This is a genomic window from Janthinobacterium sp. 61 (assembly GCF_002846335.1).
In the GTDB taxonomy this organism is placed as follows: Bacteria; Pseudomonadota; Gammaproteobacteria; order Burkholderiales; family Burkholderiaceae_D; genus Janthinobacterium.
On record NZ_PJMQ01000001.1, the window covers coordinates 432867 to 447310 of the forward strand.

At 60.7% G+C, this 14444-nt stretch carries 12 protein-coding genes and 8 tRNA genes; 19 read left to right on the top strand and 1 reads right to left on the bottom strand.

All coding sequences use genetic code 11. The features are described 5' to 3' along the window. The first annotated feature begins 50 nt into the window (after positions 1 to 50). The 17 genes from gltX to aqpZ all read left to right on the top strand — a co-directional run bounded on the left by gltX (position 51) and on the right by aqpZ (position 10485). Positions 51 to 1457: a glutamate--tRNA ligase gene (gene gltX / locus CLU92_RS02010; RefSeq protein ID WP_101480512.1), complete on the top strand. Its 1407-nt coding sequence runs from the start codon at positions 51 to 53 to the stop codon at positions 1455 to 1457. A gap of 124 nt (positions 1458 to 1581) precedes the next feature. After that, positions 1582 to 1657 (top strand) — tRNA-Ala (locus CLU92_RS02015). Positions 1658 to 1724: 67 nt separating this feature from the next. Continuing rightward, positions 1725 to 1800: transfer RNA gene (locus tag CLU92_RS02020), tRNA-Glu, on the top strand. 134 nt (positions 1801 to 1934) lie between these two features. Beyond that, a tRNA-Ala gene (locus CLU92_RS02025) sits at positions 1935 to 2010 on the top strand. A gap of 36 nt (positions 2011 to 2046) precedes the next feature. Then, positions 2047 to 2122, top strand: a tRNA-Glu gene (locus tag CLU92_RS02030). 50 nt (positions 2123 to 2172) lie between these two features. Beyond that, a tRNA-Ala gene (locus tag CLU92_RS02035) sits at positions 2173 to 2248 on the top strand. An 897-nt stretch (positions 2249 to 3145) separates the two neighbouring features. Next, a complete protein-coding gene (locus CLU92_RS02040; protein WP_101480513.1) occupies positions 3146 to 4240 on the top strand; it encodes a DUF5694 domain-containing protein in 1095 nt (364 codons plus the stop codon). 185 nt (positions 4241 to 4425) lie between these two features. Continuing rightward, positions 4426 to 4501, top strand: a tRNA-Glu gene (locus CLU92_RS02045). A gap of 124 nt (positions 4502 to 4625) precedes the next feature. Next, positions 4626 to 4701, top strand: a tRNA-Glu gene (locus tag CLU92_RS02050). Between the two features lie 57 nt (positions 4702 to 4758). Continuing rightward, positions 4759 to 4834 (top strand) — tRNA-Glu (locus CLU92_RS02055). 98 nt (positions 4835 to 4932) lie between these two features. Continuing rightward, positions 4933 to 6102 carry an elongation factor P maturation arginine rhamnosyltransferase EarP gene (gene earP / locus CLU92_RS02060; protein ID WP_101480514.1) on the top strand — a complete coding sequence of 390 codons (1170 nt, stop codon included), beginning with the start codon at positions 4933 to 4935 and terminating at the stop codon, positions 6100 to 6102. Positions 6103 to 6237: 135 nt separating this feature from the next. Beyond that, positions 6238 to 6813, top strand: coding sequence for an elongation factor P (locus tag CLU92_RS02065; protein ID WP_101480515.1), 576 nt, complete (start codon positions 6238 to 6240; stop codon positions 6811 to 6813). 206 nt (positions 6814 to 7019) lie between these two features. After that, the gene (locus CLU92_RS02070; protein WP_101480516.1) at positions 7020 to 8195 is read left to right on the top strand and encodes an amidase family protein; all 1176 of its coding nucleotides are present in this window, start codon (positions 7020 to 7022) and stop codon (positions 8193 to 8195) included. Between the two features lie 35 nt (positions 8196 to 8230). Further along, on the top strand, positions 8231 to 8641 hold the full coding sequence (locus CLU92_RS02075) for a hypothetical protein (protein ID WP_101480517.1): 411 nt from the start codon (positions 8231 to 8233) through the stop codon (positions 8639 to 8641). A gap of 65 nt (positions 8642 to 8706) precedes the next feature. Then, positions 8707 to 9165, top strand: coding sequence for an Ivy family c-type lysozyme inhibitor (locus CLU92_RS02080; RefSeq protein ID WP_166674827.1), 459 nt, complete (start codon positions 8707 to 8709; stop codon positions 9163 to 9165). Beyond that, the gene (locus CLU92_RS02085) at positions 9165 to 9575 is read left to right on the top strand and encodes a GNAT family N-acetyltransferase (protein ID WP_101480519.1); all 411 of its coding nucleotides are present in this window, start codon (positions 9165 to 9167) and stop codon (positions 9573 to 9575) included. Before CLU92_RS02080 ends, CLU92_RS02085 begins: the two co-directional genes overlap by 1 nt. A 220-nt stretch (positions 9576 to 9795) precedes the next feature. Continuing rightward, the gene (gene aqpZ / locus CLU92_RS02090) at positions 9796 to 10485 is read left to right on the top strand and encodes an aquaporin Z (protein ID WP_101480520.1); all 690 of its coding nucleotides are present in this window, start codon (positions 9796 to 9798) and stop codon (positions 10483 to 10485) included. Positions 10486 to 10618: 133 nt separating this feature from the next. Here aqpZ and CLU92_RS02095 read toward each other — a convergent pair whose 3' ends face one another. Further along, the gene (locus CLU92_RS02095; RefSeq protein WP_101480521.1) at positions 10619 to 11446 is read right to left on the bottom strand and encodes a helix-turn-helix domain-containing protein; all 828 of its coding nucleotides are present in this window, start codon (positions 11444 to 11446) and stop codon (positions 10619 to 10621) included. 177 nt (positions 11447 to 11623) lie between these two features. Between CLU92_RS02095 and CLU92_RS02100 the strand changes: the two genes are divergently transcribed. Then, entirely contained in the window at positions 11624 to 12826 is a 1203-nt protein-coding gene (locus CLU92_RS02100) for an MFS transporter (protein WP_101484449.1), read from the top strand. A 238-nt stretch (positions 12827 to 13064) separates the two neighbouring features. After that, the gene (cysS, locus tag CLU92_RS02105; RefSeq protein WP_101480522.1) at positions 13065 to 14441 is read left to right on the top strand and encodes a cysteine--tRNA ligase; all 1377 of its coding nucleotides are present in this window, start codon (positions 13065 to 13067) and stop codon (positions 14439 to 14441) included. Positions 14442 to 14444 lie beyond the last annotated feature (3 nt).

The following is a 14444-nucleotide window of genomic DNA, read 5'->3' on the forward strand; positions in this document are numbered from 1 at the left end:
GGCGGTCAACAGAGTAAAATGGTGTTTTTCTTCAAAGCCTGATTACTTCGATGACCACAACCGCTACTCCCGTTCGTACCCGTTTCGCTCCCAGCCCGACCGGCTATCTGCACCTGGGCGGCGCCCGCACCGCCTTGTACAGCTGGGCGTATGCCCGTCACTTCGGCGGCACTTTCGTGCTGCGCATCGAAGACACGGACGTGGAGCGCTCCACGCCGGAAGCCGTGCAAGCCATCATCGAAGGCATGAAGTGGCTGGGCCTGGACCACGACGAAGGCCCGTTCTACCAGATGCAGCGCATGGACCGCTACCGCGAAGTGGTGGCGCAGATGCTGGCCGAAGGCACTGCATATCACTGCTATTCGTCGCCGGAAGAAGTCGAAGCGATGCGCGAGCGCATGCGCGCCGCTGGCGAAAAGCCACGCTACGACGGCACCTGGCGCCCGGAGCCGGGCAAGACCCTGCCGGCCGTCCCCTTTGATCGCAAGCCCGTCGTGCGCTTCAAGAACCCGCTCGATGGCGACGTGACGTGGGACGACGTGGTCAAGGGCACGATCACGATTTCCAACCGCGAGCTGGACGACCTGGTGATCGCGCGCCCGGACGGCACGCCGACATATAATTTCTGCGTGGCAGTCGATGACTGGGACATGCAGATCACCCACGTGATCCGCGGCGACGACCATGTCAACAACACCCCGCGCCAGATCAATATCCTGCGCGCCATCGGTGCACCGCTGCCCCTGTATGGTCACCTGCCGATGATTTTGGGTGCGGACGGCGAAAAGCTGTCGAAGCGCCACGGCGCCGTCAGCGTGATGGATTACCCGGCGCAAGGCTTCCTGCCGGAAGCGATGCTGAACTACCTGGCGCGCCTGGGCTGGAGCCATGGCGATGATGAGGTGTTCTCGACCGAGCAGTTCTGCGAGTGGTTCAACCTGAATCACCTGTCGAAATCGGCGGCCCAGTTCAACAATGAAAAACTGGCCTGGCTGAACAACCACTATATCAAGCAGGCCGACAACACCCGTCTGGCCGACCTGGCCCGCCCGCAAATGCTGGCCGCCGGCGCCGTCTTCGAAGGCGCGCCTGATCTGGCGCAAGTGCTGGGCATGATGAAAGAGCGCGCCAATACGGTCAATGAACTGGCTGCCGCCTCGATGCTGTTCTTCCGCGAGCCGCAGCCGGAAGCGGAACTGGTGGCGCAGCACATCACGGATGCCATCAAGCCCGTGCTGGTGCAGTTTGCCGAGCGCATCGCCGCGGTGGAGTGGAGCAAGGAAGCCGTGGCCGCCATGATCAAGGAAGTGCTGGCTGCCAACACCATCAAGATGCCGCTGCTGGCCATGCCCTTGCGCCTGATCTTGACGGGCCAGCTGCAGACGCCGGCCATCGACCAGGTGGTGGTGATGTTCGGTCGCGAGACCGTGCTGGCGCGCCTGGCAAAGTGGCTGTAAGCATCGCGACGAAAGAACCGCAAAAACAGGGCGCGGAAACCTCTCCTATGAAAAGTTGCTCATAGGCGTAAAAGGGTATTTGCAGAGTGAAACTTCTTTGCTATACTCTTGTTTCTGCACCAACGGGGGTATAGCTCAGCTGGGAGAGCGCTTGCATGGCATGCAAGAGGTCAGCGGTTCGATCCCGCTTACCTCCACCAGCAGCAAAATCGCAGTCAGGTTTTGTTAGTCGTTGAAGTGGTGCAGATGTTGTTTGGAAGTTCCGCGGTCCCCATCGTCTAGAGGCCTAGGACATCACCCTTTCACGGTGAGTACAGGGGTTCGAATCCCCTTGGGGACGCCAAGTAGTTGTGGTATAGTAGTGGCAGTTGTTTGTACTGATTGTTGTAAGTTCAGGCCGGTAAAAAACGGGTTCTGGATGGAAAGCAAGTAGTGGAACAAAGTCGCCAAGTGCGGCTTTTATTATTTCTGCGCCCGGGGGGTATAGCTCAGCTGGGAGAGCGCTTGCATGGCATGCAAGAGGTCAGCGGTTCGATCCCGCTTACCTCCACCAACAGCGCAGAAGTAAGGTAGCAAACGTCGTTCCGTGGTCCCCATCGTCTAGAGGCCTAGGACATCACCCTTTCACGGTGAGTACAGGGGTTCGAATCCCCTTGGGGACGCCAGTTCAGTCTGGTGTTTTGGTAGTGAAGAAGTAATAGTGTTTCTGCGCCCGGGGGGTATAGCTCAGCTGGGAGAGCGCTTGCATGGCATGCAAGAGGTCAGCGGTTCGATCCCGCTTACCTCCACCAACAGCGCAGAAACAGCTAGTGAATAAATCAAAGTCGCCTCGAGCGGCTTTTTTTATTTGCGTCAGCGATTCCTTCGCTTGGGGGAATATGGCTAAGCTGTTAGCGCGCTTGCATGGCATGCAAGAGGTCAGCGGTTCGATCCCGCTTACCTCCACCAACAGCGCAGAAGTCATCGATAATCAAAGTCGCCTTGAGCGGCTTTTTTTATTTGCGCGACACTTTCCGCCACACCCCTCCGGGGAATATGGCTAAGCTGTTAGCGCGCTTGCATGGCCTGCAAGAGGTCAGTGCTTAGCTCCCGCTTACCTCCACCAACAGCGCAGAAACAGCTAGTGAATAAATCAAAGTCGCCTCGAGCGGCTTTTTTTATTTGCGCCAGTGATTTCTTCGCTCGGGGGAATATGGCTAAGCTGTTAGCGCGCTTGCATGGCCTGCAAGAGGTCAGTGCTTAGCTCCCGCTTACTTCCACCAACAGCGCAGAAACAGCTAGTGAATAAATCAAAGTCGCCTCGAGCGGCTTTTTTTATTTGCGCGACACTTTCCGCCACACCCCTCCGGGGAATGTGGCTAAGCTGTTAGCGCGCTTGCATGGCATGCAAGAGGTCAGCGCTTAGCTCCCGCATACCTCCACCAACAGTGCAGAAGTCATCGATAATCAAAGTCGCCTTGAGCGGCTTTTTTCACCTTTACTTTCTGCTTTCCTTGTTGCTCGCGCGCGGCATATCCGCATCATTTGCGTTTCGGAATGCCATTTTTACCATTCATCGCTTTGGGGTGGAGATTGTAGTGTCGGGTGTTTAAGATTTCTGGCGTTGAAGCTGCCGATAGTCAGGTTTGCGTATGCGGCAGTTTTTGCGCCTGTCAGTATTCATGGAATTACTTAACTCCGGAGGTGGAATGTCCCGTTTGCTTGTCAGCATTTTGTTTGCCGCTTTCTTTTCCGCTCCGGCTTTCGTTGCCGCGGCACCTGCTGCTCCCTTCGATCCCGCTGCCTACAAGTTGCAATCGGGGCGTATCAATGAGGTGATGGTGCTGGGCACGCCGCACCTGTCGCAGTTGCCGAAGTCGTTTGATCCCGCGCATCTGAGCACCTTGAACGCGCGCTTGCTGGGCTGGAAGCCGCAAGCCATTGCCATCGAGGCCTTGTCCGGTCTGCAGTGTGCGTACCTGCGCAGCTACCCGCAACGCTATGCGGACACGATCAAGTCCTATTGTTGGGATCCTGCCGCCGCGCATGCGGCGACCGGCCTGGATGTGGTGGCGGCCACCGTGCAGGCGCAGCGGTTGCTGGCCGCATGGCCGGCGGCACCATCCGCCGCGCAGCGGCGCACCCTGGCGTCGCTGTTCCTGGCTGGCGGCGAGCGGGCATCCGCGCTGGTGCAATGGTTGCGTCTGCCGGAGGCGGAGCGACGGGCGGGCGACGGGCTTGATGTCAGGCTGGTGAGCATGCTCAATGACCGGCTGCAGCGGGGCGGCGAGGATGTGCTGATCGCAGCCGTGGTGGCGGCGAAGAGCGGTCATGAACAGGTGTATGCCATGGACGACCATACGTCGGACGCGCCCGCCGACAATGCGCGGGAGGAAAAGGCTTCCGGCGAGGCGATCATGAAGGCGTGGGACAATCCGCATACGGCGCAGCGCAAGCGTAGCAGTGCAGCGCTGGAAGCGGCATTGGCGACGCCGGCAGGCGTGCTGGCCATGTACCGTGCCTATAACGAGCCTGGCCAGGCCGAGCTGGTCTTCCGCAGCGATTTCGGTGCGGCGCTGGAAGAGCCGTCGCCACAGCATTTCGGCCGCAATTACGTGGCCTACTGGGAGACGCGCAATTTGCGCATGGCATCGAATATCCGCGAAGTCATGATGGCGCGGCCTGGCATGCGCGTCCTGGTGGTGGTGGGGGCGTCGCACAAGGCTTACCTGGAAGCCTATTTGAACCAGATGCATGACGTGCGCATCGCCGGCACGGATGCTGTCCTGCGCCAGGAAGACTGATCGCCCGTTTGCTTGCCTTCCTGCCATCATCGCGTTTCCATGGGGGCGGGAAGTGCAATAAGATGGAAAATAAGAGGCCAGCAGTTGATTTCGTGAATCGCTTCGTGTTAAACTTCGCGCACGCTTTTTTGAGGGGCTAAGCAAAGCCTTCAACGAAGAGTCCGCTGAGAGTAAAGCCAGCACAGGTCCCCATCGTCTAGAGGCCTAGGACATCACCCTTTCACGGTGAGTACAGGGGTTCGAATCCCCTTGGGGACGCCAGGATTTAGTTGTAAGGTAATAGCGCAGTGCTGAACGGGCCTGACAAGTCAGGCTTTTTTTGTTTCTGCAACATTGCTGCAGTACCGGGTCAGGATGCGGAGTACTGCATTCAGGACAGATTTCTGTCCCCATCGTCTAGAGGCCTAGGACATCACCCTTTCACGGTGAGTACAGGGGTTCGAATCCCCTTGGGGACGCCAGATTCGCAAGTAGCAAGAGGTCGGGATGCAGGGTAGCGCATCCAGGACAGATTTTCTGTCCCCATCGTCTAGAGGCCTAGGACATCACCCTTTCACGGTGAGTACAGGGGTTCGAATCCCCTTGGGGACGCCAGACCGGCTGAATCAGCCAACAAAAAAGCCGCCTGGTAACAGCGCGGCTTTTTTGTTGTTTGCCGGCATGCCAACGTTTTCCCATCATTTTGCCTGCTCATGTCACTACCTAGCGATCGCGCACCATCCCTGGCTATCTTCTGCAAAGTCGTCGACAACTACGGCGATATCGGCATTTGCTGGCGCCTGGCGCGGCAGTTGAGCGGGGAGCACGGCGTTGCCGTCACCTTGTGGGTTGACGATCTTGTAAGCTTCCAGCGCATCTGCTCCGGCATCGACGTGGCGGCGGAAATACAGCAGGCCAGCGGCGTGACGGTGCGCCACTGGCGCGATCAGGATGGCGTGTTTGCGCCTGCCGATGTTGCCGACATCGTCATCGAGTTTTTTGCCTGCGACATTCCGCCCGGCTACATCGCGGCCATGGCGCAATGCGCGCCGCAGCCGGTGTGGCTGAACCTGGAAGGCTTGACGGCGGAAGAGTGGGTCGAGGGCTGCCATGCGCTGACGTCGCCGCGCCATGGCATGATCAAGCATTTCTTCTTTCCCGGTTTTACCAATAAAACGGGCGGCCTGCTGCGCGAAGCGGCGCTCGACGAAAAAAGGCTGGTATTCCAGGCTGATGCCGGCGCCATGGCGGCATTCCTGGGGCAATTCGGTGTGAGCCAGGCGGAAATGTCTGCTTTGAAAGTGTCGCTGTTTTGCTATCCGTCCGCCCCGGTCGCCGAGCTGTTTGGCGTTTGGCAGGCGGGCAGCGAACCCGTCACGTGCCTGGTGCCGGAAGGCGTCGCATTCGATGCTGTTCAAGCGTTTATCGGCGACGATGCCGCCGCAGCCGGTGCGGCGCGTACGCGCGGCGCGCTCACCGTGCGCGTGCTGCCGTTCGTGTCGCAAGACGATTACGACCGCCTGCTGTGGGCTTGCGACGTCAATCTCGTGCGCGGCGAGGATTCCTTTGTGCGCGCCCAGTGGGCCGGCCAGCCTTTTCTCTGGCATATCTACCTGCAGGATGAAAACTTGCACCACGTGAAATTGCGCGCCTTCCTGCAGCGCCATGCGGTGGATGCGGACGGTGCCATCGACAGCCTGGTGCAGGCGGCGCTGGCCTGGAATGGCGCCAGCGCGGATGCCTTGCCGTGGACGCTGTTGTGGCCTGCTTTGCAGGCCGACCTGGCGCGCATCCGGGCGCGCGCGCAGGCCTGGCAGATGCAGATGCAGTCCAATGGCGATCTGGCAAGTAACTTGCTGGCGTTCGCCGGCGCGACGAGATAGGCGCTTGCCAAAAATTAAGGTAAAATGCCCGGTTATTTCTAACGTATTTTTAACCGATCAAACGCAAGCTTGCGGCGCTGATGGCGCACAGGCGGCAGATGGTCTTCATGCAACCCACTTTTTACGTACATTCCTATGAAACCCGCAAAAGAAATTCGTGTTGGCAATATCATCATGGTCGACAGCAAGCCAATGATCGTGTTGCGTTCTGATGTCAACGGTTCGAGCCGCACGGGCTTCACCTACAAATGGAAGATGAAAAATCTTCTGACGAACACCCCGATGGAAAACGTGTTCCGCGGCGACGACAAGTTTGACGTTGTTGTTCTGGATAAAAAACCAGTGACGTATTCGTACTTCGCCGACCCGCTGTTCGTCTTCATGGACACCGAGTACAACCAGTACGAAATCGAAGAAGAAAACCTGGGCGATGCACTGCATTACCTGAAGGACGGCATGGAATGCGAAGCCATTTTCTACGACGGCAAGGCTATCTCCGTTGAACTGCCTACGACCATCGCCCGTCAAGTGGTGTACTCGGAGCCTGCAGTCAAGGGCAACACTTCGGGCAACGTCCTGAAAGAAGCCAAGATCGAAAACGCCATCGACGCACATCGCCACGTCGTGCAAGTACCGCTGTTCGTGGCACAGGACGACGTCATCGAAATCGACACCCGTACCAACGAATACAAGCGTGTCGTACGCAACTGATAGCTCGTCACGCTGCGCTGCTCGCAGGGCCCGGCAAACGCCGGCCTGGCTTGCTCCAGTGTCCGACCATCAAGAAACGCTGCCTTCGGGCGGCGTTTTTTTTGCTTAAAAATTAATGCCCGTCGACAACAATTGAGTTGCAAGGGCTGCTATGCTATGGATAGTGCATTATTGCGTTAGAAACACTTAAGTTTCCTGGAGATACCATGCAGCGTAGTCATATGGTGCGCAACGGCGCATATCGGGACGCGAAGCCTGTCGCGGCGGCCGTGCCAGCACGCGTGTCGCGCCCTGTGCTGCCCCGTGCCACAGCGCCCGCCAGCCCCATGGCCCATCTGCTCGATGCGGGCGTGTTGCCGCAACAGCAGATGATGCAGGCAGGCAAGCTCAGTTCCCATGCGCTGACGTCGCAGTACCTGGCCCGTATCCGCTCCCTGTGCAGCATCGGCGCGCGTGCCTATCCCGGCATTGAAATCAATCCCGATGCGCTGAAAATTGCCCTGGAAATGGACCGTGAGCGGCAGGGGCACAAGGTGCGCGGCCCCTTGCATGGCATCCCCATCGTTTTGCGCGACAATATCGCCACGGGCGACCGCATGAAGACGCGTACGCAGGCGCCGCTGGCCACGCATGCCAGCTGTGATTCCTTTGTCGCGGCGCGCTTGCGCGCGGCCGGTGCCGTCATCATCGGCAAAAGCAATTTGCGCCAGTGGGCCGCCGTCAGCGTGCCGCATGCCAGTGCCAGCTGGGCCGGCCTGACCATCCTGGCCGTGGACAGCGCGGCGGACGGTTCCATCGTCGCGCCCGCATCGACGTGCGGCCTGGTTGCCATCAAGCCCACGGGCAGGCCTGCCAGCGGGCAGGGCGGCGAGCCAGCCACGGCGGGGCCGATGGCACCCAGCGTGCGCGAGGCGGCCTGGCTGCTCGCTGCTCTGAATGGCGAGCGCCTGGCCGATGGCATGGTGCTCGATGTCGCCGGCTTGCATGGGCGCCGCATCGGCGTGGCGCGCCACCTGTTCGGCCAGTGTGCCGGGACCGATGCCGTGATCGAGCAGGCACTGCTGGTGCTGCGCGAACAGGGTGCGGAGCTGATCGAGCCGCCGCCCGCGTCCGAGCCCGGGGGCATCGCAGCGTTGCTGTGCTCGCATGGGCTCGATGCGCTGGTGGGACCCACGTGTCATGGGGTATCGCAGGCGCAGTCCGCCTTGCCGCACATTACGGTGCCTGCCGGCCTGGCAGGGGGCTTGCCCATCGGTTTGTCCTTCATCGGCCCTGCCCATGGGGAAATGCCGCTCATCGCGATGGCATATGCCTACGAGCAGGCGACCTTGCACCGGCGCACACCCGCATTGCCGTCCAGCATCATGCAGGCGCTGCGTTGACCATGATGATACTTTTCGCTTTCTATCGCTAAACTATGCTTGCAACCTTGCTGCTGAGTGTGGCCGTGGCCGCCACCCCGACTCCTTTTGATGCCGCGCAACTGTCTGGTAGCTGGTCCGACAGCGTGAATACCAATAGTGTTTGCGAAGAAGCGCGACACTTTACGCGCATGCAGCTGTCTGACGACCATCAGCGGCTGGCGATCTTCAACGACCGCACCTGGAAGAGCAAGCTCGGTGAAACCAATCGCTTTGCCGCGACCGTGGTGGCGGAAACGGAGCGCAGCCTGACTTTGCGCTATGACAATGAAACCCGCCTCAATGCCGCTGGCAAGCTGGTGGAATGGCAGTTGATCATCGTCGCACCCGGCGTGTACCGCTGGCGCGAGACGGGCTGGCCCGAAGGCAAGGTTAACGGGGTCGTCGGCATCCGCTGCTCTCCTTGATGCCGTTGTGCAAGCATGGCATTCTGCTATGCTGCCCGCATTACACTATGCTTTTAGGAGATGTCATGTCCGCACGTATGCTGTTCCCCTTGTTTCTGGGCGCCGCCGTAGCGCTGGCCGCCATGCCGGCACAAGCGCGAACGCCCAAGCTGTCGCTCGTTGAGCAAGCGCAGAGCTGCGACGGTGGCCACACCTGTCCGTATTTCCCCGACGTCTACAAGGCGGATTACGCCTTTCGCAAGGCCTTCAATGTGGGCTTGAAAAAAGCCGGCCTGAAGCGACAGCGCTGGGTGCCGGACGGCGTGGCCAGTCCGCTCAAGCCTGTGGAGATCGATGGCAAGGCACGCCTGCTGAGCAGTGTTTGCGAACCGCACAATTGCGGCCACCACTACACCATCCTGTACGATCCCGTCGAGCGCAGCATGACTGGCGTGTATATGGGCAGCGATGCCAAGGGCGGCTTGCGCACCGTGTACTTCGGCGAGCCCAGCATCGCCGAAGCTGACTTGTTGTTCAAGAACTGATGCGCGCGCCACTGCGCATTTCCAGCGAGCGCGACGAACTTGACATCCCCATGATCCACCGCTACCTGAGCGAACAGTCGTATTGGAAGCGCGGCGTGGCGATTGAAACGGTGGGCAAGGGGATCGCCAACGCCCTGTGTTTTGGCGGCTATGTCGATGGCCAGCAAGTGGCTTTCGCCAGGGTAATCACCGACTACACGGATTTTGCCTATCTGCGCGATGTGTTTGTGCTGCCCGCTTTTCAGGGGCGGGGATATGGCAAGCAGATGGTGGCCGCCGTGCTCGGCGATGCACGCCTGCGCGATGTCGCCTGGATGCTGGGGACCGATGATGCGCATGGTCTGTATGCGGGCTTTGGTTTTGCGCCACTGGAGGCACCGCAACAATACATGCGCCGCCCCGCGCCGTAGGAATTATCAAAAAAACCTTTGATTGGCAAGAAAACTATTAGCATTATTGTACTGAATAATGTTGCATTGATAATGACGTCATGTCATTATTCGCGCTCTGCAGCGTGCAGTGCGTTGCTGGTGCTGTGCTTTGTCGTCGCCTTCGGGCGCGGGCAATGTTGGTGAGCGGTCCGATTGGTCGTCCCTGGCACGTTTTCTCGTCACTTTAAAGGAATACATCATGAAACAATATGGAGCCGAATTTCTCGGCACGTTCTGGCTGGTGCTGGGCGGTTGCGGCAGCGCCGTACTTGCCGCTGGCTTTCCCGGTCTGGGCATCGGTTTTGCCGGCGTGGCGCTGGCGTTTGGTCTGACGGTGCTGACCATGGCCTACGCCATCGGCCACATCTCGGGTTGCCATTTGAATCCAGCCGTGTCGATCGGTCTGTGGGCCGGTGGCCGCTTTCCCGCCAATCAATTATTGCCATACATTATCGCCCAAGTGCTGGGCGCCATCGTGGCCGGCGGCGTGCTGTACGTGATCGCCAGCGGGCAGGCCGGCTTCGATGTCAGCAAGGGCTTTGCCTCGAATGGTTATGGGGCCCATTCGCCGGGCGGCTATTCGATGCTGTCGGCGCTGGTGATTGAAATCGTGCTGACGATGTTCTTCCTGATCGTCATCCTGGGTGCCACCGACAAGCGGGCGCCGGCCGGCTTTGCCCCACTGCCGATCGGCTTGGCGCTGACCCTGATTCACCTGATCAGTATCCCCGTGACGAATACCTCCGTCAACCCGGCCCGCAGCACGGGCGTGGCCTTGTACGTGGGCGACTGGGCCACCAGCCAGCTGTGGCTGTTCTGGCTCGCTCCCATCATCGGTGCCTTGCTGGGCGCGCTGGCTTACCGCTTGATTGCTGGCGAGAAGAAGTAGCCGACAATGCTGGCGGCGTGGCTTGTCGGCTTACGCGCGGCTGCGCCACGCTAAGCCGACCTACGAGGCTGGCATAGCGCCTGGTTGTCGGTGAAAAAGTAAGCCGACAATGCCGACAGCGTAGCTTGTCGACTTACGCGGCGCGCCACTCGCTGAGGTAGTGCTGCGGAGTGCGGCCCAGGATGCGGCGGAACATGGCGCTGAAGGCGCTGGGGCTGGCATAGCCCAGCGCATAGGCGATGGCCGCCACGCCTTCGCCCCGGTCCAGGCGGCAAAATGCCTCGGCCAGATGGACTTGCTGCAGCCATTGGCGGTAGTGCAAGCCCGTTTCCTTGGGGAATAGACGGATCAGGGTGCGCGCACTGGCACCCGCATCCTGGGCCCAGTCTTCGATGCTGCGCCGGCTGCCCGGCGCGCTCATGATGGCCGAGCAGACGGCCACCAGGCGGCGGTCGCGGGGCCAGGGTATGGCGATGGGCACGGTATCGGCCGCCGTCAGTTCAGACAGGATCAGGTGCGCGAGCCAGTCGCCGCGCCCCGCCAGCGCATATTCGATCGGTTCGGCCAGCAAGGCCAGGATCAGCTCGCGCAGCAGCCGGCTCACTTCCAGCACCTTGCAATCGGCGCCGTACGGGGCCGCCACCTGCGCATCGATGTACACGGTGCGCATGCTCAGTTCACTCAAGATATGGACTTCATGCACGACGCCCACGGGGATCAGCAGGGCGCGCCGGGGCGGCAGGATCCATACGCCGTGCTCGGTGGAGACGCGCATCACGCCTTCCGTTGCATACAGCAGTTGCGCCCGCACATGGCTGTGCGGCGCCGTATAGTCGCCCACTGCATATTGCCTGGACATGGCCGTCACGGGCCGCGGTACGTGCTGGTAATCGTGCGAGCTGGTGCTGCGGCTGAAGGGCACGCCGTCGGGGTGGGTCTGGGCGGGTTGCTGGGTGTACATGTGGGCCGTTGGATTCTCACTTAATTGTCACTCAGTTGTCACTTAAGCGACGATTATTGGAAGTTATCAGTTCGATGACCATACTATACTGGCTTCTTTGCCGGGCCGCCCGTCGTGCCCGATCATTGCGGAAGACACATGCACACAACACCACCTGCTCCAGCATTGGCCAAGTCCATGCCGGCGGCCCCCTCGCTTCATCGTTCCGAACAACAATCCGGTCTGGCCATGCACATCCTGGGCGCCGTTGCCTTCGTGCATTTGCTCAATGACTTGATCCAGGCCTTGTTGCCGTCGATTTACCCGATGCTGAAAGCCGAGTTTTCACTCAGTTTTACCCAGGTCGGCCTTATAACCCTGACGTTCCAGTGCACGGCATCGTTGCTGCAGCCCTGGATCGGCTTGTACACGGACCGCCGTCCGCTGCCATTCCTGTTGCCCATCGGCATGTGCTTTACCTTGGCCGGCGTGCTGATGCTGTCCATCGTCTCGACTTTCCCGACCCTGTTGCTCGCCTCTGGCCTGATCGGTGTCGGCTCGTCGACCTTCCACCCGGAAGCGTCGCGCGTGGCGCGCATGGCCTCGGGCGGGCGCTACGGCTTTGCGCAATCGCTGTTCCAGGTAGGCGGCAATGTGGGCTCTGCCCTGGGGCCGCTGCTGGCGGCGGCCGTCATCGTGAACCGTGGCCACGGCAATATCGCCTGGTTCGGCCTGCTGGCCGTGCTGGCCATCGGCGTGCTGTACAAGGTCAGCCATTGGTACAGCGGCCACCTGGCCAGCTTTAAGCCGAAGGCGGGCGGGCATGGGCCGAACTTGTCGCGCAACAAGGTGATGGGCGCGCTGGGCGTGCTGGCCCTGCTGGTGTTCTCGAAGTACATCTACATGGCCAGCCTGTCGAGCTATTACACCTTCTACCTCATCGACAAATTCCACCTGTCGCTCGGCGATGCCCAGCTATACCTGTTCCTCTTCCTCGCGGCCGTGGCGGCCGGCACCTTCATGGGCGGTCCCATCGGCGACCGGATCGGCCGCAAGCGCGTGATCTGGATTTCCATCCTGGGCGCGGCGCCGTTTACCCTGCTGCTGCCGTATGTCGACCTGTTCTGGACGGCCGTCTTGACGGTGATCATCGGCTTCGTGATTTCGTCCGCGTTTTCCGCCATCGTCGTCTTTGCGCAGGAATTGGTGCCGGGCAAGGTGGGCATGATCGCGGGGATCTTCTTTGGCCTGATGTTCGGCGTGTCCGGCATTGCCGCCGCCGCCATGGGCCACCTGGCCGACGTGTCGGGCATCGCCTATGTGTATAAAATCTGCTCCTACCTGCCGCTGCTGGGCATATTGACGGTGCTGCTGCCGCATATCGAGCAGGCGAAAAAATAGGCCAATGTCGCGGGCGGGCTTGACGGCCCGCCCGCGCGCATGCGATATTTGTTCTATGATCATCTTCATCCTCCCTCCAGTTCTTGCATACCGCGCCGCTGCTGCGCTGTGTCCGTGTACCTGGCTTCGTGAGGATGCGGCCCGGCGCCGTTAAACTTTTTACTCCTCATTCCGATGGCCACAGTGTTGAAAAACCTGTGGCCATTTTCTTTTTCCGCGCCACTCTGGAAGGACACGCATGACACTCCATCTGTACGACACGTATAGCCGCAGCCTGCGCCCGTTTGAACCCATCGCTCCGGGCCAGGCGGGCCTGTATGCCTGCGGTCCCACCGTCTACGATTACGCGCACATCGGCAACTTGCGCACCTATCTGTTCGTCGACGGCTTGCGCCGCGCGCTCGCGTTCAACGGCTTGCAGGTGCGCCACGTGATGAATATCACGGACGTGGGCCATTTGACGTCGGATGCGGACAGTGGCGACGACAAGGTCGAAGCGCGCAGCGCCCGCAGCGGCAAGTCCGCCTGGGACATCGCCTCTGAATTTACCCGCGCATTCGAGGGCGATCTGCGCCAGTTGAATATCCTGCCGCCTACCGTCTGGTGCCGCGCCACGGACCACATCGCGGAACAGATCGCGTTCATCGCCGACCTGGAAGCGAAGGGCTATACCTACCGCACCGCCGACGGCATTTACTTCGACACGACGCGCCAGGACGATTATGGCAAGCTGGCGCGCCTGAAGCGCGATGGCCTGCAGGCGGGCAAGCGGGTGGAGCTGGGAGAGAAGCGCGATATCTGCGACTTCGCGCTGTGGAAGTTCAGTGGCGTGCCGGGACAGCGCCAGATGGAGTGGGACAGCCCCTGGGGCCTGGGTTTTCCTGGCTGGCACATCGAATGCTCGGCCATGGCCGAAAAGCACCTGGGCGCGTATTTCGACATCCATTGCGGCGGCGAAGACCATGTGGCCGTCCACCACAGCAACGAAATCGCGCAGACGCAGGCGCGCCACGGCACGCGCCTGGCCAACTTCTGGCTGCACGGCGCTTTCCTCAAGACGCAGGAGGCGAAGATGTCGAAATCGTCGGGTGACTTCTTGCGCCTGCAAAGCCTGGTGGAGCAGGGAGTCGATCCGCTCGCTTACCGCTACCTGTGCCTGGGCGCCCATTACCGCAGCAGCCTCAATTTCACGGACGACGCCCTGCGTGCTGCCGCCAGCGGCCTGGCGCGCCTGCGCGTGGCCGTGCATGGCCTGGGTGATGCGGGCGGTGAAGCCGACCCCGCGTGGCTGGCGCGTTTTACGATCTGCATCAACGATGACTTGAATTATCCGCGCGCGCTGGCCGTGGCCTGGGAACTGCTGAAAAGTGATGTACCCGATAGCGCCAAAAAAGCGACCTTGCTGCGCTTCGACGAGGCGTTGGGCCTGGACTTGCTGCGCTGGCTGCCGGCGCAGGTGGACGTGCCGCAGCCGGTGCAGACATGGATGGCAGAGCGGGCCAGCGCCCGCGCGCAGCGCCTGTGGGCCGAGGCTGACCGCTTGCGCGCGCTGGCGCGTGCGGCCGGCTACGACATCGAGGATACGCCGCAGGGCCAGCAGGCGCGCGCCTTGTGAGTG